The 19901-nt window shown below is 60.5% G+C and carries 16 protein-coding genes and 1 pseudogene; 7 read left to right on the top strand and 10 right to left on the bottom strand.

Features of this window, described 5'->3' with window-relative positions:
* The first annotated feature begins 31 nt into the window (after positions 1 to 31).
* Positions 32 to 1837: an ABC transporter ATP-binding protein gene (locus HX805_RS31315; RefSeq protein WP_008431180.1), complete on the top strand. Its 1806-nt coding sequence runs from the start codon at positions 32 to 34 to the stop codon at positions 1835 to 1837.
* Between the two features lie 35 nt (positions 1838 to 1872).
* Here HX805_RS31315 and HX805_RS31310 read toward each other — a convergent pair whose 3' ends face one another.
* Together HX805_RS31310 and HX805_RS31305 are read right to left on the bottom strand one after the other, a co-directional pair.
* The gene (locus tag HX805_RS31310; RefSeq protein ID WP_003219869.1) at positions 1873 to 2961 is read right to left on the bottom strand and encodes a sigma-54-dependent Fis family transcriptional regulator; all 1089 of its coding nucleotides are present in this window, start codon (positions 2959 to 2961) and stop codon (positions 1873 to 1875) included.
* Positions 2962 to 2983: 22 nt separating this feature from the next.
* The gene (locus HX805_RS31305; RefSeq protein WP_003219870.1) at positions 2984 to 4171 is read right to left on the bottom strand and encodes an acyl-CoA dehydrogenase family protein; all 1188 of its coding nucleotides are present in this window, start codon (positions 4169 to 4171) and stop codon (positions 2984 to 2986) included.
* Positions 4172 to 4610: 439 nt separating this feature from the next.
* On the opposite strand from HX805_RS31305, the gene HX805_RS31300 reads away from it, so the two are divergent.
* Complete coding sequence (locus HX805_RS31300; protein WP_003219873.1) at positions 4611 to 6716, top strand: TonB-dependent receptor domain-containing protein; 2106 nt, start codon at positions 4611 to 4613, stop codon at positions 6714 to 6716.
* 144 nt (positions 6717 to 6860) lie between these two features.
* Here HX805_RS31300 and HX805_RS31295 read toward each other — a convergent pair whose 3' ends face one another.
* The 5 genes from HX805_RS31295 to HX805_RS31275 form a co-directional block, all read right to left on the bottom strand.
* Positions 6861 to 7325 (bottom strand): hypothetical protein, encoded by a 465-nt coding sequence (locus HX805_RS31295; RefSeq protein ID WP_003219875.1) that lies wholly within the window; start codon positions 7323 to 7325, stop codon positions 6861 to 6863.
* 105 nt (positions 7326 to 7430) lie between these two features.
* Complete coding sequence (locus HX805_RS31290) at positions 7431 to 8972, bottom strand: cryptochrome/photolyase family protein (RefSeq protein WP_177117618.1); 1542 nt, start codon at positions 8970 to 8972, stop codon at positions 7431 to 7433.
* Positions 8969 to 9274, bottom strand: coding sequence for a DUF6482 family protein (locus HX805_RS31285; RefSeq protein WP_102606191.1), 306 nt, complete (start codon positions 9272 to 9274; stop codon positions 8969 to 8971). Before HX805_RS31285 ends, HX805_RS31290 begins: the two co-directional genes overlap by 4 nt.
* 17 nt (positions 9275 to 9291) lie before the next feature.
* On the bottom strand, positions 9292 to 9828 hold the full coding sequence (locus tag HX805_RS31280) for a DUF3833 domain-containing protein (RefSeq protein WP_177117617.1): 537 nt from the start codon (positions 9826 to 9828) through the stop codon (positions 9292 to 9294).
* 320 nt (positions 9829 to 10148) lie between these two features.
* Positions 10149 to 11636, bottom strand: coding sequence for an aldehyde dehydrogenase family protein (locus tag HX805_RS31275; RefSeq protein ID WP_177117616.1), 1488 nt, complete (start codon positions 11634 to 11636; stop codon positions 10149 to 10151).
* Positions 11637 to 11864: 228 nt separating this feature from the next.
* On the opposite strand from HX805_RS31275, the gene HX805_RS31270 reads away from it, so the two are divergent.
* Both HX805_RS31270 and HX805_RS31265 read left to right on the top strand, forming a co-directional pair.
* Positions 11865 to 13034, top strand: a complete 1170-nt coding sequence (locus HX805_RS31270) for a p-hydroxyphenylacetate 3-hydroxylase oxygenase component (RefSeq protein ID WP_003219889.1) — start codon at positions 11865 to 11867, stop codon at positions 13032 to 13034.
* A gap of 59 nt (positions 13035 to 13093) precedes the next feature.
* A pseudogene (locus tag HX805_RS31265) lies at positions 13094 to 13570 on the top strand (flavin reductase family protein); the annotation flags it as partial.
* Between the two features lie 173 nt (positions 13571 to 13743).
* On the opposite strand, the gene HX805_RS31260 reads toward HX805_RS31265, so the two are convergent.
* Positions 13744 to 15072, bottom strand: coding sequence for a hypothetical protein (locus HX805_RS31260; protein WP_177029488.1), 1329 nt, complete (start codon positions 15070 to 15072; stop codon positions 13744 to 13746).
* Between the two features lie 216 nt (positions 15073 to 15288).
* Here HX805_RS31260 and HX805_RS31255 point away from each other — a divergent pair, with 216 nt between their 5' ends.
* The 3 genes from HX805_RS31255 (at position 15289) to feaR (ending at position 18424) form a co-directional block, all read left to right on the top strand.
* A complete protein-coding gene (locus HX805_RS31255; RefSeq protein WP_177117615.1) occupies positions 15289 to 16788 on the top strand; it encodes an APC family permease in 1500 nt (499 codons plus the stop codon).
* Positions 16769 to 17353 carry a DUF3156 family protein gene (locus tag HX805_RS31250; protein ID WP_003219899.1) on the top strand — a complete coding sequence of 195 codons (585 nt, stop codon included), beginning with the start codon at positions 16769 to 16771 and terminating at the stop codon, positions 17351 to 17353. Before HX805_RS31255 ends, HX805_RS31250 begins: the two co-directional genes overlap by 20 nt.
* Positions 17354 to 17470: 117 nt before the next feature.
* Complete coding sequence (feaR, locus tag HX805_RS31245) at positions 17471 to 18424, top strand: transcriptional regulator FeaR (protein WP_102368612.1); 954 nt, start codon at positions 17471 to 17473, stop codon at positions 18422 to 18424.
* Positions 18425 to 18484: 60 nt separating this feature from the next.
* Here the strand turns inward: feaR and HX805_RS31240 are convergent, their stop codons facing one another.
* Positions 18485 to 18787: a contact-dependent growth inhibition system immunity protein gene (locus HX805_RS31240; RefSeq protein ID WP_177082004.1), complete on the bottom strand. Its 303-nt coding sequence runs from the start codon at positions 18785 to 18787 to the stop codon at positions 18485 to 18487.
* The coding region (locus HX805_RS31235) for an RNase A-like domain-containing protein (RefSeq protein ID WP_177117614.1) at positions 18784 to 19901 on the bottom strand (1118 nt) is incomplete at its 5' end. The genes HX805_RS31235 and HX805_RS31240, both read right to left, overlap by 4 nt.

Raw genomic sequence — 19901 nt, 5'->3', positions numbered from 1 at the left:
CCACAGGCGTCATTCAGGAATGTCATTGGCCATGAGTTCGTCTTTTTCATTGTTTCGCACCTGGAATGTCCAGCACTTGCCATCGACGCCGGCGGCGTTTGTGCGGCATTTCATCGGACATTTCAAAGGTTGGTACCTGGCTATCCTGCTGCTGCAGATCGCCGCGGTGGTGTGTTCGATTCTGACGCCCTGGGGGCTGGGGCAGATCACCCGCACCGTGAGCAACGGGCTGGAAGCGGAGCGTGCCTTTGAAGTGCTGCAATGGCCACTGACACTGCTAAGCGCGCTACTGGTGTGCCAAGTACTGTTTACCCGTGCATCGGCAGGCTGCCATATCCACGTCTTGCCGTTGCAGCGGCGCACGGTGACGCATGTGGTGTTCGCCTATCTGCAGCAGCACTCCCATCGTTTCATCAGCAATGAGTTCGCCGGGGCACTGGCGCATCGGGTGGCGGAAATTACCCTGGGCGTGAATCAGACCCTGAGCATCTTGTTGTTCGACCTGATCCCGCTGCTGGTGACGCTGAGCCTGGCCACGGCCTTGCTATGGACCGCATCGCCGTTGTTGGCGTTGTTCATGGCGGGTTGGTCGGTGGCGTTTATCGCTATCTGCTACGTCCTCGCACGCCGCAGTCATCCTCTGGCGCAACAGTATTCGGCAGCGCGCAGCACCAGCACCGGCAAAGTGGTGGATGCGGTCTCCAACCTGGCCAATATCCGCCTGTTTGCGCGCCATGCGTTCGAGCACAGTTACCTCGGCACTTTCCTCGACAAGGAGGTGGCGGCTGCCTACCGATCCTTGGGGTATATGGAGAAAATTCGCTGGTTCCAGGCTTCCTGTGGCGTAGTGCTTAAGCTCGGCTTGTTATTGCTGGCGCTCTACCTGTGGCGCAGCCACCGTATCGACATTGCTGCGTTTGTCATGTCCACCAGCCTTTCGTTGTTGATCATCAGCGATGTGGAAAACTTGTCGCGACGCTTTCTCGAATTCTTCGAAGCCACCGGCAATATCGCCAACGGTGTGCGCACCCTGATCCGCCCCCATGAAGTCATCGACCAACCCGGCGCCAAGGCGCTGATGGTCAAGCGCGGCGATATCGAGTTTCGCGATGTCGGCTTCAGCTATGGCGGTGACCGTTCGATTTTCGAACACCTGAATATCGTCATCCCCGCCGGCCAGAAAGTCGGCCTGGTGGGTGCTTCGGGCTCCGGCAAGTCGACCCTGCTGAGCTTGCTCCTGCGTCTCTACGACGTGCAGCAAGGCCAGGTGCTGGTGGACGGCAAGGACGTGCGCGAGGTGACCCAGCATTCGCTGCACCAGCAGATCGGCCTGATTCCCCAGGAGCCCGGCCTGTTCCACCGCAGCATTCGCGAAAACATCCATTACGGCCGCCTGGATGCCTCGATGGACGAGGTCGCCGAGGCGATCCACCGCGCCGGCGCCAGTGAATTTATCGACAGCATGGAACACGGCTACGAATCGCTGGTGGGCGAGCGTGGGGTCAAATTGTCCGGCGGCCAGCGCCAGCGCATTGCGATTGCCCGGGTGTTGCTGAAAAATGCGCCGATCCTGGTGATGGACGAAGCCACTTCCAGCCTGGACTCGATCACCGAGCGCTTTATCCAGGACAAGCTCGACGAAATCATGGAAGACAAGACCGTGCTGGTGGTCGCGCATCGGCTGTCCACCGTGGCCCACCTGGACCGGATCCTGGTGTTCGACAATGGCCGGGTGATCGAGGACGGCAGCCACGAACAGTTGCTGCGCCAGGGCGGGCAATATGCGCGGTTGTGGAGTCGCCAGTTCAGCGATGCGCTGGATGAAGCGGTGGTGTGACCAAGCGGCGTACCGGGTACGCCGCGCAGTCAGGTTCAGATCGAGAGGTGCAGCACCCTGTCATCCTTGGCACCGGCCAGCGGGCGGCGCTTGTTGACCTTCAGCTCACCGAGGTTGATCAGCAAGGTGCGGGTCACGTTGCGGCTCAGCCCCAGCAACTCGGCGGTGTGCACCTGGTTGTGCTGGCACAGCCGGTAGGCGGCGGTGAGCAGGCTGCGTTCCACCTGTTCGTGGAGGTTTTCTATCTGCTCCTCGAACAGCCTCTGGAAGGCCTGGTCGAGCAGGTCATGGGCGGTGGTGCTGTCTTCCTGGCGTTCGATACGCAGGTTGGACATGCGCAGGTCATCGGCCTGGATCACGCCGTCGCGGCAGATCAGCAGGGTGTGGTGGATGACGTTTTCCAGCTCGCGGATATTCCCCGGCCAACTGTAGGTGGCCAGGCGTTGCTCGGCTTCCTTGCTCAAGATGATCTCGCCATAGCCGAGGCGGCGGGTGTAGGTGTCGATGAAGTACTGCACCAGCGGCAGGATATCGCCGGGGCGATCCCGCAGCGGGCTGAGTTCCAGGTTGACCACGTTCAGGCGGTAGAACAGGTCCTCGCGGAAATGCCCGGCGTTGATGGCTTTTTCCAGCTGCACGTTGGTCGCCGCCAGTACCCGCACATTGATCGGAATGCTTTTGCGCGAACCCAGGCGCACTACTTCACGCTCCTGCAATACCCGCAGCAGCTTGACCTGGATCGACATGGGCAGGTCGCCGATTTCATCGAGGAACAGCGTGCCGCCGTTGGCTTCTTCAAACCAGCCGGCCTTGGCACCGAGGGCACCGGTGAACGCGCCTTTCTCGTGGCCGAACAGCTCGGCTTCCACCAGTGATTCGGAGAACGCACCGCAATTCACCGCCACGAATGGCTGCTCCTTGCGGCCACTGAGGTTGTGGATATGCCGTGCGACCAACTCTTTGCCGGTGCCGGTTTCACCGATGATCAGCACGCTGGCTTCGCTCGGCGCGACTTGTTGCACATGCTTGAGCAAGGCCTTGGACCTGGGGTCTTCAAACACCTGCGCGGTGGCGCGGATGGAGGTGGCAAGGGCGGGCGAGGGCGGTAGGGTCAGCAGTTGCATGGTTATCCCTTTGAATAAAAGATCAGGAATAAAACGTCGGGATGGGCGCGGTACCGTTCAGTGCCCACTCGCCCAGTTCATGAAGTTTGTAGTCCAGCGGGTCATGCAGGCTCTGGGTGCGCAAGTTGCGCCAGTGCCTGTCGAGGGCCACCGAGGCGTTGGTCGCCCGTGCGCCGGTGACCTCGAAGACCTTGCTACACAACTCCAGGCCATTGCGGCTGGCAGCGACTTTGGCGGTGGCGATGGCAATCGCCGTTTCGCCGCGTTCCTCGCTGGTCAGGGCCGAGCCCTTGGCCCATGCCGCGTCCAGCACCTGGCCTGCGCGCTCCACCAGCAGGCGGGTGCTTTGCAGCGCCACCCAGAAATCGCCGTAGTGGCTGAGGATGTAAGGGTCCTGGGTGCTGTGGCTGGCGCTGGAACGGAACCACGGGCGGGCTTCTTCCAGGGTGTATTGGCGCGCTTCTTCGAACGCGCCTTCGGCGATGCCTAGGAAGATATTCGCGAAGTGCAGTTGCGCAATCAGCGGGCGCAGGCAGGCGAACGGAGTACTCAGGGGGCCCGGGTCCAGCAACAGGTCGGACTCTTCCACGCGCACGCGCTTGAAGGTCACGCTGCCGCTGTCGGTCTGGCGCTGGCCCATGTTATTCCAGTCGTTGTGCAGGATGATCCCGCTGCGGGCGCTGGGAATCGCCGCGATCAGCAACTTGCCGCCGGCGCTTTCATCGATGGCCGAGGCGATCAGCATTTCCGAGTCGTTGGCCCCGGAGCAGAAGTTCTTCTGTCCCGAGAATTCCCGCCAGCCCGTGTGGCGCTTGACCACCGTGCGGGTGTCCAGGGGGTTCAGGGTGTTGCCCCAGAACCAGTTGTTGCTGGCCGTCAGGCTGAACCAGGTTTGCCATTGTGCGGGCGTGGCGAATAACCGGACGGTGGCGAGCATCAGGTGATGAAAGCCGAACACGTGGGCGATGGAGCTGTCGACCCGGGCGAATTCGCGCACCACCTCGAAGGTTTCCGACCAGTTGGCGTCCAGCCCGCCGAATTGCCCGGGGATGCTCAGGGACAACAGGCCGCTGCTGCGCAGTTTGTCGCGTTCGGCCTTGGGCGTACCGCCGCTGGCGTCGCGGTCGACGGCGGTGCGCGCGAACTCGGTCGCCAGGTCACGGGCAATCTCCAGTGGCGTCCTGCGGGTGCAGAGTAAGTTGACCGTCACGCGTGAATACCTCGTTGCTTAAGTCGGGAATGCTCGAGCTGATTTGTTTCAACAGGCAATGGATAGAGCAAGACCCATACCAAGTAACAATAAGCCGATAACTTGCGACTTCTTACGGGGATGCAGGCGCGGACAGTGTCGAATACGCAACTTTTGTTGGAGGGCTGTTGGAATTTGCACAGTTGCGTCCTGTGCCCGCAGGGCGGGGCTTTCGTTATGCTTTTATTGCTTGAACATATAAGTGTTTGTGGGTGATTTTTGTATTGTCCGGAATCGAACATTTCACCAGCAAAGTGTTGCACTTGTGGCGATTAATAAGGGTGGTCGGCCAGTGTTTATTGAGGCTTGGACGTGGCATGAACCCTGCAAAGTTGGAAACAGAGCGCGACTATACGAATAGATGCTCCAACTAATTCGAGACCCCAGGAGTATTTAATTCATGCGACAACTGTTTGAACCTCGCGCTCGTCGTTTTGAGTCACTGGCCACCGCGTCCAGCCTTGGCGTGCTGTTGATGTTGATACACGGCGCGGCCTTTGCTGCCCAGGCGGACCCGACCCTGGCCACGGTAGTGGTCACCGGTGCCGAAGCCACCGAAGCGCAAAAGGCCGAGAAGCAACTGTCCAAGGTGCCCGGCAAAACCGCAGTGATCGACAACCGCAAGATCGAACAGGGCCGCGCGGCGAACGCCGAGGACGTGCTGGCGTTGCAGCCGGGCGTATTCGCCCAGGCCACCAGCGGCTCGGGCGCGAACAAGATTTCGATCCGCGGTTCGGGCCTCAATACCTTCTATCAAGGCTATGTGCTGGGGATCAAATTCCTTTATGACGGCCTGCCGTTGACCGGCCCGGGCGGCACCCAGGAAGACATGCTGGACATGGCTTCCGTGGACCACACCGAGGTGCTCTACGGCGCCAACGCCTTCCGTTATTCGGCCTTGTCCCTGGGCGGCGCGATCAACTTCGTGAGCAAGACCGGCCGCACCGATCCGGGCAACTACGCGCGTTTCGAAGCCGGCAGCTTCGGCTATCGCAAGGAGCAACTGAGCACCGGCGGCGTGGACGGCGACAATGACTATTACGTCAGCATCCAGCACAACGAGCGTGACGGTTACCAGGACAACACACCGAACAAGGGGCAGGGGATCGTTGCCAACTTCGGCCACGTGTTCAGCCCGCAACTGGAGACGCGCTTCTACATTCGCTACAAGGAAGAAACCCTCAGCCAGGGCAACACCCTGACCAAATACCAGCTCAAGCATGACCCCACGAGCAACCTCGTGCCCATCGGGCGCAAGAAGGACGGCTCGACCCTGCTGGGCAGCACCACCACCTACACCTTCGACGACAATGCCAAGCTCGAAGTCGGCCTGGGCTACAACGATTACCCGCTGGACAACGGCTGGCGCTATTCGCCAACACCACAGGAATGGCGCTCCCAGGACGTCAACCTGACCTTGCGCTACCTGCGCACCGCCGACACCTTCTTCGGCCTGCGCAGCGACAGCAGCGTGACCTTCAGCAATACGCTGGCGTACCTGGCCGATGTGAAATCCCACAGCAAGGCCACCGGCATCACCCAGCAGAAGACCAACTACACCGGCTCGCGGGACACGGTGTTTTCCCTCGGCAACGAACTGCAACTGAATGACCGCACGTGGCTGTCCACCGGGTTGTCATTGATTGATATCAAGCGCAAGGCGCAGATCGAATACAGCACCGCCACCAATACCAGCGCGTTCCCCAGTGGCGTTGAATACGACGAGACCGACGTCGCCCCGCGCATTGGCCTGCGCTATCAGTTGACTCCGGAATTCGAAGTGTTCGGCAACGTCAGCCGCTCGGTGGATCCACCGGTCACCTGGCAGCTGGGCAGCACCGGCACGCCGTACATCCGTGATGTGCGGCCGCAAAAAGCCAACACCGTGGAGTTCGGTATTCGCGGCGGCCACGGTATTTTTGACGGCAGCCTGACGGTCTACCGCTCGTGGGTGCAGAAAGAACTGCTGTCGGTAGTGGTACGCCAGGCGACGGCCACCCAGGACCAATTGGTGGCCACCTCCAACGGCAGCGCGACCATTCACCAGGGCATCGAAGCCGGCTTGAATGCGCAACTGTGGGACGGCGGCAATGGCGACACCGTGACCCTGCGCCAGGCCTACACCTTCAACGACTTCCACTACCGCAACGATGCGGTGTTCGGCGACAACCAGCTGCCGGGCCTGCCGCGCCAGGTCTACCAGGCCGAGCTGGAATATCGCCAAGGCAGCGGTTTCTACGCGCAGCTCAACGCCCGGGCGGCGTCCAGCTATTACGTCGACTTTGCCAACTCCCTGAGTGCGCCGTCCTATACGTTGTGGGGGGCCAAGGTGGGCTACGAGGCCCCGAGCAAGAAGTGGGAAGTGTTTGTCGATGCACGCAACCTGACCAACAAGCGCTATGCCACGGCCACCAACACCGCGTACGACGCCAAGGGCCAGGACTCGGCCAACTTCTATGTGGGGGATGCGTTCAACGTGACCACGGGGGTGGCGTTTCACTTCTGACCGTGACAGATCGTTCCCACGCTCCGCGTGGGAATGCCGCCTTGGACGCTCTGCGTCCGGCCGTCGATGCGAGAGGTGATGGTGATGCAGATCGTCACGGTATGCATTCCCACGCGGAGCGTGGGAACGATCATTTCGAGGAACCTAGTTCTGCGGCCGCTGTTTGGTCGAGTCCAGCTCGGCCTTTTTGCCGGTGCTGATCTCGGTGATCTGCGCCGACTTGGCAATCGCGAAATCAAAGGTGTCCTGCATCTTGGCGATGGCATCGGTCGCCGTGCCGTTGAGCCCACCGTTGGCTGCCCAGTCGAAGTTCCACACCCCGGAAAAGTTATCGGCACCGGCCACATCATGGGTTTCGATCGCGGTGAACACGTCGGGATGGCGCTCCATGTACTGGGCCGCAGCGCTCACATCGGCCGGCACCTTGCCCGAGGCGTTGCTGGCCAGTTGTGAAAGCTCTTGCTTGGTGATGGCCGACTTGCCCGTTTGGCGCATGTAATCGGCGATGACCTTGCTCGACTTGGAAATATTCAACTTGTCGTCGAATACCGACGTCGAGGCTTTTTGAGTGGTCGGTCCGCCACCGGCGGGTGTTACGGTAGTAGACATCGGCGCTGCTCCCTCAATGAATTGGATGACATCGAAGCCGACGTTAGCATGGGCAATTGGCCATTTATCATCGGCTTCACAACAATTCGCAGCGGCCGGAAAATTTCACAGCGTTTCACCTGCATCCAACTTGGCCAGCAGACTCTGGCCCCGTTGCCACAGCGCGTCCTGTTTGGATTCAGGCATGCGGTCGAGATTTTTATAGAGCATGGCCATGCGCTGATTGCCCCGCAGCAGGTCGCCGTGGCGCATCAGGAAGTGCCAATAAAGCGCATTGAACGGGCAGGCATTGTCAGCGGTACTTTCCGTGACTTTGTACGCACAGCCTCGGCAGTAGTCCGACATGCGCTTTATATATTGGCCGCTCGCGCAATAAGGCTTGGAACCCAGGTAACCGCCATCGGCATGCATCACCATGCCCAGGGTGTTGGGCAGCTCGACCCAGTCGAACGCGTCCATGTAGATCGCCAGGTACCACTCGCATATCTGGCTGGGCACGATGCCGGCCAGCAGGGCGAAATTGCCGGTGACCATCAGCCGCTGGATGTGATGGGCATAGGCATGTTTCAGGCTTTGGCCGATCGCCTGGCGCATGCAGTTCATTTGCGTCTCGCCCGTCCAGTAGAACTCCGGCAGCGGGCGGCTGTTGCCGAATGCATTGCCAGCGGCATAGTCGGGCATCTTCAGCCAGTACACGCCGCGTACGTACTCCCGCCAGCCAATCAGTTGGCGGATAAACCCTTCGCCAGCGTTCAGCCCGATGCTGCCCGACCAATAGGCCGCCTCCACATCGCTGCACAGCTGGCGCAGGTCCAGCAGGCCGATGTTCAGCGCTGCGCTGATACGGGCGTGAAACAGGAACGGCTCGTCGCTGGCCATGGCGTCCTGGTAGTCGCCGAAACCCGCCAGGCCATAGTCCAGAAAGTAGTTCCAGAGGGCCTGCGCGTCGGCGTGGGTCACGGGGTAATCGAAGGTGTCGAGGGAACCGTAGTGGCTGCTGAAGTGTTTACCTACCAGCGCCAGCACGTCCTGGGTGATCGAGTCCGAACTGAAGCGCGCCGGGTAGGGCGCCTTGGTGCCCTTGGGCAAGGCCTTGCGGTTGTCCGCATCAAAGTTCCAGGCACCGCCCACTGGCGTACCGTCACCGTTGAGCAAGAGCCCGCTCTTGCGGCGCATCTCCCGGTAGAAGTACTCCATGCGCAGCTGTTTTTTACCGCTGGCCCAAGCGGCGAACGCGTCACGGCCGCACAGGAATCGGTGGTCGGCATGCCACTGGATCGGCAAACCGCAGTCCTTCAGGGACTGCTCCAGACGCCAGTCACCGCATTCGGTCAGGTGTATTTCCCGGGGTTGCATCAGCGATTGCCAGCGCCTTAACTCGCCGGGCACCGAGCCGGTGTTTTGCGGATCGTCCAGGGGCACGTACTGCACCCGCAAGCCACGCTGCTGCAACGCCTGGGCAAAATGGCGCATGGCGCTGAAGACCAGGACGATTTTTTGCGGATGGTGGGGCACATGGCTGGCTTCCTCCATGACCTCGACCATCAAGACCGCATCGCGCTGGCTGTCCAGCCCATCCAATGAGGCCAGGTCAAACGACAACTGATCGCCCAGCACCAGGCACAGGTTTCGAACTGCCTTGGTCACCACGGCGCTTCCAGGGAAAATGGCGTTCGCAGTGGCTCGATAGCGCCTTCTCGCCGGCCGCACATTTCGTCATGCACGCACTGATGCACCAGGGTGCAGGGAAACGCAGGGACTGCCTGCAACACGTCACGCAGGTGATTGACCGAGCGAAAGTGCAGGGGCTTCGCCGACTCGTCCAGCAGCGTGAACTGGCCGTGGTCCAGCGTTACGCGCGCCAGATAGAAACCACCTTCCAGCGACAGCAGTTCCATTTCGCGTACAGCGCCTTGGGTGGCCAGTTTGGTCAGGGCTTGCAGGTTCATGGTTCACTCCTTACCGGTCAGGGTTGTGAAGACTGGCGACGGAAGAACAACGTCACCTGGCCGACTTCCACACCCAACTTGGACATGCTGGAGCGGTTGATCAATGTGTCTTCGTCCATCAGGTACATCCAATCGTCGAGGCTCACTTCATAGACTGATCCATCAACCGGCAGGTTCAGGACGTAGCGCCAGCGCAGTGCGTTGCCCGCCACTTCGCCCCTGGCCTCGCCCACCACATCACCGGCCCGTCCGCGCCAGTGGTTGGGGCCGTCCGGGGTGAGGGTCCAGACACGTTGCTGGCGAGTACCATCGCTGTATAGAAAGCGCTCATCGAGAATCAGGTTTTCACCCTCGCGGCGGCTGGCGATATTCACCTCGAAACGCTTGGCCACTTCACCCGAGCGTTTCTCGAAGATGCCCCAGGCCTTGACGGGCTTGCTGAAGAAGCTCACCAGGTCCAGTTGCGGTTGCTGGTCGGCATAGTGTTTTACATCCACGCTGCCACAACTGCTCAGGCCCATCACCAGGGCCAGCGAAACCAATAGACGGGTCATTGCGGTTCTCCCCGAGAGGGCTTGATACTGCTGATACTTGTACAAAATAATAAAATTGTACAGGTATTTAGCGCATTACCAGGATGTTACCGGCTACCGGCCTGCCCATTTATGGCGGGTATATGCAGCCTCAGGGGACCAGGTGCAGATGATCGTTCCCACGCTCTGCGTGGGAATGCCGCCTCGGACGCTCCGCGTCCCGCTGGCACCGCCGCATTGACGCCTCGCGCCATGGTGACGCGGAGCGTCACGGTATGCATTCCCACGCAGAGCGTGGGAACGATCAACACACTCAAGCCAGCCGGCACTCCGCATGCCGGTCAGTAGCGAATCATCACCGACTTGAGCTCGGTGTAATCCTCGATGAACGCCCCGCCAAACTCCCGTCCCACCCCCGAAGACTTGTTGCCGCCAAACGGCACCGCCGGGTCGAGCATCGTGTGCATGTTCACCCACACCGTCCCCGCGTTGATCGCCGGCACCATGCGCAGTGCCTTGCTCAGATCATTGGTCCAGAGGCTGGCGCTCAGGCCGTAAGGCGTGTTGTTCATCAGTTCCAGCAGCTCATCCTCGGTGTCGTAGGGGAAAAACGTGGCGATCGGGCCGAAGGTCTCTTCGTTGAGCAGGGTGTCGTGGATCGTGTTGGCGAGAATCACGGTGGGCTCCACATAGCACCCCGGTCCGTCGATCAGCTTGCCGCCGTGGACAATCGTATTGTTCTCGGCCCGGGCCTTGGCGAAAAACCATTCGAGTTTCTGTTGGTGCTGGCGGTTGGTCACCGGGCCGAATTCGGTGCGCTCGTCCAGCGGCGAGCCGATGTTCAACCGGCCCAGGCGTTGCGCCAGTTTGTCCATGATCGGCTCGATCTGCGAGCGGTGGGCGAAGAAGCGTTCGGCGGCCGCGCAGATTTGCCCGGAGTGCAGGAAGCCGGCTTCGATGATGCCGTTGACCGCCTTGTCGAGTTCCACATCCCGCAGGAACCCGGCGGAGTTTTTGCCGCCCAGTTCCAGGGTCGCCCGGGTCAACCCGGCGCCCATGGCACTGCGGCCCACGGCGATGCCGGTGGGCACCGAGCCGGTAAACGAGACCTTGTCGGTGCCCGGGTGCTCCACCAGGCCTTTGCCCACATGGCCGCCACCGGTCAACACGTTCAGCACGCCCGCCGGCAGGCCGGCGTCGATGGCCAGTTCGGCGATGCGCAGGATGGTCAGCGGGGTGAACTCGCTGGGCTTGATGATGATGCTGCAGCCGGTCACCAGTGCCGAGGCGAGTTTCCAGATGGCGATCATGGTCGAGAAATTCCACGGCACGATGCCCACTACCACGCCCACCGGTTCGCGCAGGGTGAACGCGGTGTAGCGTTCGCCGGCGAAGGAGGGCAGTGACGGGGTAAGGGTCTGGCCGCTGATCTTGGTGGCCCAGCCGGCGTAGTAACGCAGGAAGTGCGCCGCCTGATCGACCTCGAAGGCCCGGGAAATCTGGATGATCTTGCCCGACTGGCAGGTTTCGATCTGCGCCAGTGCTTCGCGGTGTTGCTCCAGCAGGTCGGCGAGTTTCAGCAGCACATTGCCGCGAATGGCAGGGGCGACCTGGGACCATTGCCGGAAGCCACGCCGGGACGATTCCACCGCTGTGTCGATATCGGCCAGGTCCGCATCGGCAACCTGGGCGATCACCTCGCCGGTGGCCGGGTTGATCACTTCCAGAGCCTGGCCGGAATGGCTTTGGACGTACCCGCCGTCGACAAACAAGGCATGGCTTCGACGGAGGAAGGCCTGGACTTCAGGCAGCAGCGCAATATCGCTCATGGGATTTTCCTGCTCGCAAAAGCCCGAGGGTAACCAGCGCCGCCGGGCCAGGCTTGTCTGTGCCTGCCGGGCGATATGTCTGTGGCTGCCAGGCCTGTGGAAAGTGCAATCTTGGCTGTGGAAGGTGCATTTTCCGGGGGTGTCACCCGCTCCATACTGGCCCCACATCCAGCGCCGTTCGTTGAGTTTGAACGCCAGCCGGACATCCAATAATAAGCAGGGCCGTCCATGAAAAAGCCAAACCCGCTCCTCGAAGATCTCAAGGCGATTCTGCCGACCATCGCTGCCAACGCCTTCCAGGCCGAGCAGGACCGCAAGGTTCCCGACGAGAACATTGCGCTGCTCAAGAGCATCGGCATGCACCGTGCCTTTCAACCCAAACCCTTTGGCGGCATGGAAATCTCCCTGCCGCAGTTTGCCGACTGCATCGCGTTGCTGGCCGGCGCCTGTGCCAGCACCGCGTGGGCCATGAGCCTGTTGTGCACTCACAGCCATCAACTGGCGTTGTTTCCCGCCAAGTTGCAGCAGGAAGTCTGGGGCGATAACCCGAATGCCACCGCCAGCAGCAGCATCGCGCCGTTTGGCCGCACTGAAGAAGTTGAGGGCGGTGTGCTGTTCAGCGGTGAAATGGGCTGGAGCAGCGGTTGCGATCATGCCGAGTGGGCGATTGTCGGCTTCCGCCGTAAAAACGCCGAGGGCACCCAGGACTATTGCTTCGCGGTACTGCCGCGCAGCGACTATCAGATTCGCGATGACTGGTTCGCCGCCGGCATGAAAGGCAGCGGCACCAAGACCCTGATCATCGACAAGGTTCTGGTGCCAGAACACCGCATCCAGAAAGCCAAGGACATGATGGAAGGCAAGTCCGCCGGCTTCGGTCTGTACCCCGACAGCAAGATTTTCTACTCGCCGTATCGCCCGTATTTCGCCAGCGGTTTCTCCACCGTGAGCCTGGGCGTGGCCGAGCGCATGCTCGAAGTATTCCGCGAAAAAACCAGGACCCGCGTACGTGCCTACACCGGCGCGGCAGTGGGGGCGGCGACTCCGGCGTTGATGCGCCTGGCCGAGTCGACACACCAGGTGGCCGCCGCCCGGGCGTTCCTGGAAAAGACCTGGCAGGAACACGCCGAACACAGCGAACAGCACCGTTACCCGAGCCGCGAGACCCTGGCGTTCTGGCGTACCAACCAGGCGTACGCCACCAAGATGTGCATCCAGGCGGTGGACCGCTTGTTCGAGGCCGCCGGTGGCAATGCGTGGTTCGAGCACAACGAGATGCAGCGTCTGTTCCGCGATTCCCATATGACCGGCGCCCATGCGTACACCGATTACGACGTGTGCGCGCAGATCCTGGGGCGTGAGCTGATGGGGCTCGAGCCTGATCCGAGCATGATTTGACGCCGACCCGGCCATCACAACCATCAGGACTGCGCGTTGATGCAGTCCGGGAGTCTTGCATGTCTGATAACAGTTTCGACCCACGGGCCTTTCGCCGGGCCCTGGGCAACTTTGCCACCGGTGTCACGGTGGTCACTGCCGCTGATGCCAGCGGGCGCAAAGTGGGTGTCACCGCCAACAGCTTCAACTCGGTGTCCCTGGACCCGCCGCTGGTGCTGTGGAGCATCGACAAACGCTCCAACAGCCACGAGGTGTTCGAGCAGGCCAGCCATTTTGCGGTCAACGTGCTGGCGGCCGACCAGATCCACCTGTCGAACAACTTCGCCCGGCCCAGGGACGATCGCTTTGCCGAAATCGAATTCGAGCCCGGAGAGGGCGGTTCGCCGGTCTTCGCTGATTGCTCGGCGCGGTTTCACTGCGAGAAGTACCAGCAGGTGGATGGTGGCGATCACTGGATCATGATTGGCAAGGTGGTGGCTTTCGATGATTTTGGTCGTGCGCCGTTGCTCTATCACCAGGGGGCGTATGCGCGGATCGAGGAGCGGCAACCGTAGGGCGAACACCTCTATCGAAGGCTGAAGCAGGTTCAATGTGGGAGCGGGCTTGCTCGCGAATGCGGAGTGTCAGCCAATACATCTGGCGACTGACACACCGCTTTCGCGAGCAAGCCCGCTCCCACATGTGATCTCGGTAGCTCATTGCATCTGTGTTAGAACGGCACGGCCACGGTGACCTGGCTATAGAGATTGGTGCCATTGCCACCCACCTGGTTGCCGCCGTTGCTCTCATCCTTGTTGGGCTTGTACAAACCCAGCAGCGGCGTGACGATCAGGTGTTCGTTCACCGCCCACTCCGCGTACAGGTCCAGTTCGCGCCCATCGAGGTTGAGCATGCCGCCCTTGCTCAACGTCTTGTAGTCGAAGAACAGCGCGCCCAGGGTGACGCTGTCCAGCGGCTTGACCTTCAACGCCACATGCTGCACCTCAGTATTGGTATTGAACGGCCCCGAATAATTGCCGGCCACCTCGCCCTGCACCCAGGTGCCGTAGCCACGGTTGAAGCCCGAAAACATCGCATCCCAGTTTTTCGAATAGCGGCTGTAGCGGTAGGTCAGGTCCGGCGACCACGGCAGCGCGGCGAAGGTATAACCGCCTTCGGTGTACCAGGCCTTTTCCGGGCCGGCGTCCTTGTCCTGCCAGGCGTATTCAAAGGAAAAGTGCGCGTTCTCGATCCCGGCATTACCGGCGCCCCGCAGGCTGTAGATGTTCATCCCGGCGCGCTGTTTTTGCAGGTCATTGGCATAACGGTCGTCGACGCTGATGCCGTGGATATAGGTCAACCCCAGGGTGCCGGGCGCGGCGGTGTAGTCCAGGGTGCCGGCAGCCATTTCAGTGTTGGCCTGGGCGCGGTTGTCGGACTTGATCCACATTACGCTGCCATGCACGCCGTCCTTGCCACCCAGGCGTAGCACTGCGGTTTGATCGAAGGCATGCCGGGCGGCGATGTAGTAGGCGCCGCCCCGGTTGAACTTGCCGTCATCCACGCCCTTGCCGAAGTTCGGGCCGTCATCGTTGATGATGAAACCGTCGCCGAGCATGATGACCTGGCGGCCGAACGACAGGTCCACACCATCCTTGCCCAGTGCCGGAAACAGTTCCCCCGAGCGCCAGCCGGCGAAGGCTTCGTCGAACTTGGTGGTGCGCTCGCTGCCGGTGGTCACGCCCGACGCATCGCCATCACCCCAGGTGCCCGAGCTGACCAGGTTGGCCGTGCCATACACGCTGCCCAGGGCGCCGAAGCGCTGGTCGACGCTCAAGCCATACTTGATAAAACCTTCACGCCAGGTGGAACCGCCGGTGGTGCCGTCGTAGTTCTTGCGGCTGTTGAACATCCCGTACACCGCCAGGAAGTTGCCGGTGACCTGAGTGTCGTCATCGGCATACAGCTCGAACGCCTGGGCCGATGAGTCGATGATCATCAGCGCGATGCCCAGGCTGATGGCCCTGTACAGGTGACGGGTTTGTTGTGTGTGCTGCATTGTTATAGTCCCCAACAAGGTGAATTGAGGGAGCATTAGGGCGAGCGCCACCGGGCCAAGTCTTTCCCCTGCGTGCCAGGAAATTGTCCCAGGCCGCCAGTGGCGCAGCAGTGGCAGGCAGCAACAAAACCGGCGGCAGCCAGGAGCAAGACGATCAGCCAGGGCGGGCGCAGAGTGCCAATACTTCTAAAAATCCGCTTCTTGAGGATCTGCACCATGTCGATCAACGACCGGCTCAGCGAACATTTGAAACGCGGCACGGTGGGCTTTCCAACCGCGCTGGCGAGCACCATTGGCTTGATCATGGCCAGCCCGGTGATCCTCACCGCGACCATGGGGTTTGGCATCGGCGGCAGCGCCTTTGCGGTGGCGATGTTGATCGCGGTGGTGATGATGCTGGCCCAGGCGACCACCTTCGCCGAAGCCGCCTCGATCCTGCCCACCACCGGCTCGGTCTACGACTACATCAATTGCGGCATGGGCCGGTTCTTTGCGATCACCGGCACCTTGTCGGCGTACCTGATCGTGCATGTGTTTGCCGGCACCGCCGAAACCATCCTCTCCGGCGTGATGGCGCTGGTGAATTTCGAGCACCTCAACACCCTGGCGGAATCCGCCGGCGGTTCGTGGTTGCTGGGAGTGGGCTTCGTGATTGTGTTCGGGGTGCTCAATGCGTTTGGCGTCAGCGCGTTTGGCCGGGCCGAGATCATCCTCACTTTCGGCATGTGGACCACCTTGATGGTGTTTGGCGTGCTGGGCCTGATCGCAGCCCCGGCGGTGCAACTGGATGGCTGGTTCGGTGAATCCCTGGTCGGTACCGACCTGATTACCATCCTGTCGCTGGTGGGCATGGCGATGTTCATGTTTGTCGGCTGCGAGTTCGTCACGCCGCTGGCGCCGGACCTGCGCAACTCGGCCAAGGTGATGCCCAAGGCCATGGTGCTGGGGCTGCTGGGGGTGGCCACGTGCATGTTCATCTATGGCGCGGCCATGAAACGCCAGGTGGAAAACGTATTGATCGACGCGGCGGGCGGCGTGCACCTGCTGGATACGCCGATGGCCATCCCGAAATTCGCCGAGCAGGTGATGGGCAGCATCGGCCCGATGTGGCTGGGCATCGGCTTCCTGTTTGCCGGTGCTGCGACCATCAACACCCTGATGGCCGGTGTGCCACGGATCCTGTACGGCATGGCCGTCGACGGCGCGTTGCCCAAGGTCTTCACCTACCTGCACCCGCGCTTCAAGACACCGTTGCTGTGCATTCTGGTGGCGATGCTGATTCCGTGCCTGCACGCGCTGTACCTGGGCGGCAACACCGACAACATCATGCACCTGGTGCTGGCGGCCGTGTGTGCCTGGAGCTTTGCTTATCTGCTGGTGACGCTGTCGGTGGTGATCCTGCGGATTCGCCGTCCGGATCTGCCTCGCGCCTACCGTTCGCCGTTCTTTCCGCTGCCGCAGATTCTGTCGAGCATCGGCATCCTGCTGGGCATGTGGTTTATCACCCCGCCGGGCATGAACCCCGCCGACATCTACATTCCCTTTGGCGTAATGCTCGGGTGCACGGCGGCGTACGCGCTGTTCTGGACGCTGGTTGTGCAGAAGGTCAATCCATTCAGGCCCGCCTCGGTGGAAGAGGTGTTGGCCAAGGAGTTCGCCCATGAGCCGGGTCAGCCGCACAACGGGTATATCAGCCATGCTGCAAAAACTGTCTGAGCTGTTCAGCGCCCGGCGCGCGCCTGCCGGGTATCGACCCGGCGTCACGCTGGAACACCTGCGGCGTAACCTCGGCCTGGCCGGTTATGAGGTGTGTGGACCGACGACGGCCCGGGTTTCCCTGGACAATCTCGGGCTGCAACTGGAGATCGTCGAGCGCACCGAGTCGCAGCTGTTGATGCACCTGGTGATGACCGAATTCGTACTGCGCATCCCTGCCTCGCAGCAGGGCACGGCGAGCTTCGAACTGCACCACACCGGGGCCGTTCGACGCACCGGAATCCGCTGTCGACAGCGGTCGGGCGACAAGGAGGTTTCAGGCATTTTGCACACGCAATTGCAGGAGGGCAGCGCCTTGCATCGCGCCTTGATGCCGCTGGACTTCAAGCGCCTGCGCATCGACCTGGTGGATCACCAGTGGTGTGTGCGGCTTGAGCATATGGGCGGCAGCGAGGTGGTCAACCGCATGCCGGCGTTCCGTCGCTACATCGCCTTGAGCAGTGTGCAACGCGCCTGGCTGCTGGACGCCTTGAACGGTTTCCAGCGCGCCTTGCAGGCCCACTGACCACCGGATTTGGCATCAATAGTGCAACCACCTTGGCAGACACGTACTTGTTGCGCGCATATAGATAACATGTTAACTATTGCCCGACAAAAACAAAAAGCCAAGGTGGAAACAACCATGAGCATGCAACAGATTGGGCAAGACGGGCTGGACCTCTGGACCCGGGATCTGCGCGCGGTTTGCGGTCACTTCGACACAGAACTGGCCTTCAACCGCTCGCTGTTCATTGGCAGCATCAGCACCTTTTCCCGCGGCGGTTTGCCCCTGGCCAGCCTGCGCACCAACGCCGGCCTGATCAAGCGCCCCAAGGCCCGCGCCGACCACGATGACGACCAACACTGCTTCCTCGTCAGCCAGCGCAGCGGCTACTGCCAGATCACCCAAAACGGCCAGAGCTTCCAGCTTGCCCCCGGCGAACTGTTACTGATGGACTCGGTGGGCTCCATCGACATCACCCCGTTCGGGCTCATCGAACACGCGTCCCTGTCCTTGTCCCGCGCAGAGGTGTGCAAACAGTTCGGCAACCAGCCCAAGACCTTCGGCAAAATCTCCTCGAGCAAAGCCTGCGGGCGTATGTTGCATGTGTTGATGGATCAACTGTGCAAAGACGCACTGAACGGCGAAGGCGCGGTCGGGGAGGGGCAGGCGTTGCAGTCGGCGTTTATCTCGTTGCTGGGGTCGGCGTTTGAGCAGGAAGACGATGAGCGCGATGATTGTGGCGGGTTGCAGGGCAGCAATCTGCGCAGCTATGTGCAGAAGGTGATTGATGAGTCATTGACCCAGCCAGGGCTTAGCCCGGTGGGGTTGGCGAGTCGGTTGAACATCTCGGTGCGGCATTTGTACCGGTTGTTTGAGGAACAGGATGACAGCGTGTGCCGGTATATCCAGCGGGCGCGGTTGAAGCGCAGTGCAGATGATCTGACCAATCCGTTTTTGCGCAGTGAGTCGATTACGTCGATTGCGTATAAGTGGGGGTTTACGGATTCGGCGCACTTTAGTCGCTCGTTCAAGAAGCAGTTTGAAGTGTCGCCGAAGGATTTTCGGGCTGGGCGGTTGCAGCAGGTGGGGTAGGGGAGGAAGAAGGGGCTTTCCGAGCACCTTCTTTATTATAAATATCTTAAGAGATCGAAGTTATTCGCCTCTTTGGCTCAAAAGCGCGTCAATGTGCTCCAGCCACAATTTCCCGCTTTTCCAATCGTGAGGATAATAGTAGCCACAGCCAATATCTGAGAACAAAAGATGCTGTAACGCTTGCTCCGTCTTGTTGGCATGTAAAAGAGCTTTTAACTCGATGTGTGCAGCTTTAAAAGTTTCTGCTGAGGATTCAGCTATAAAGCTGAGAATCACATTGTCCGCACTATCAAACTCATCAACCCAATCTTGATTGAAGTAACCCGCGAGAAGTTGCTGCAGTTGTGAATAATCGTTATTCATGGATTCGGATATCCGGTCTGAATTCTATAGCCATTGGGCATGCTTTTATCTTTGAACAAAATCAGGTAAATCTCCCGTCCGGGGACGGTTTTTTTTGCACCTCGCTTCAGGCTAGTTCCAACTGGCTGAGGAGACTTTTGAGTAATAACAATTTTTTTGTCTTTTCCTTTAACAAACGAATTTATTTTAGTTTTGTTGCTTGCTATCACGCTTGATATTGCTGACTCGGCTGTCGCGCGATCAGGGAAGGTAGATGCCGTGGGCACATGAGGCTCATTTTTAAGACGTGTTGCCAGTTGTTGGTCAGTTCTACCAATGTGCTTTTGCATCAAATGGCCTCCGGCAGCTTCGTGAGCAGCTAAACCTCCACCAGGCACAATTTCGCTGTAAGGCCCATCGGCGACTATTTGGCCTGGGCAGGCTGTAGCTTTACAGCTCAACCCCAACGGATCCACCCACCCCGTCGGGTTGGGCACGTACTGGTATCCGTTCAGCCCGCCCGCCAGTTTCACCGGATCAGGCGTCAGGTAGCGGCCAATATCCGGATTGTAGTAGCGATGTCGGTTGTAGTGCAGCCCGCTTTCCGGGTCGAAGTACTGGCCCTGGAAGCGCAGCGGGTTGGTAACGGTGTTGACGTCCAGCTTCGCGATTTGGCCGTAGGCGCGGTAGTGCGCTGACCAGACAATTTCGCCGTCCGGCGCGGTGAGTTCTTGTGGGGTGCCCAGGTGGTCGAGTTGGTAGTGGAAGGGTTTTGCGTCTTCCGGGCCGTAGCCTTTCAGCAGCGCTAATGGGCGAAAGCTGTTGGGTTCGTAGATATAGCTTTGGTGGTGATCAGCACTGTGTTCGGCAATCAGCGTGTCGCCTTGCCAGAAGAACTCGGTGGTTTGGCTTTTTATCGTTTTGGCGATGCGCCGACCAAACGGGTCATAGCGGTAGCTGGCCCGTGTGCCGTCTGGTTGGGTGACGCCGATCAGGCGGTGCTGGCAGTCATAGCGGTATTCGGTGACCAGTTGTTGAGCGCGGCCCCGGCGTTCGCGCAGGAGGTTGCCGAAGGCGTCGTAGTCGTAATGACGGTCGCCTTGCATCAAGAGCCGATTGCCTTTGACGACGCTCG

Origin of the sequence: Pseudomonas sp. G5001 (assembly GCF_013385475.1) — a bacterium.
Lineage (GTDB): Bacteria > Pseudomonadota > Gammaproteobacteria > Pseudomonadales > Pseudomonadaceae > Aquipseudomonas.
Note: the sequence above shows the minus strand (reverse complement) of the source record. Positions and strands in the feature narration are given on the sequence as shown.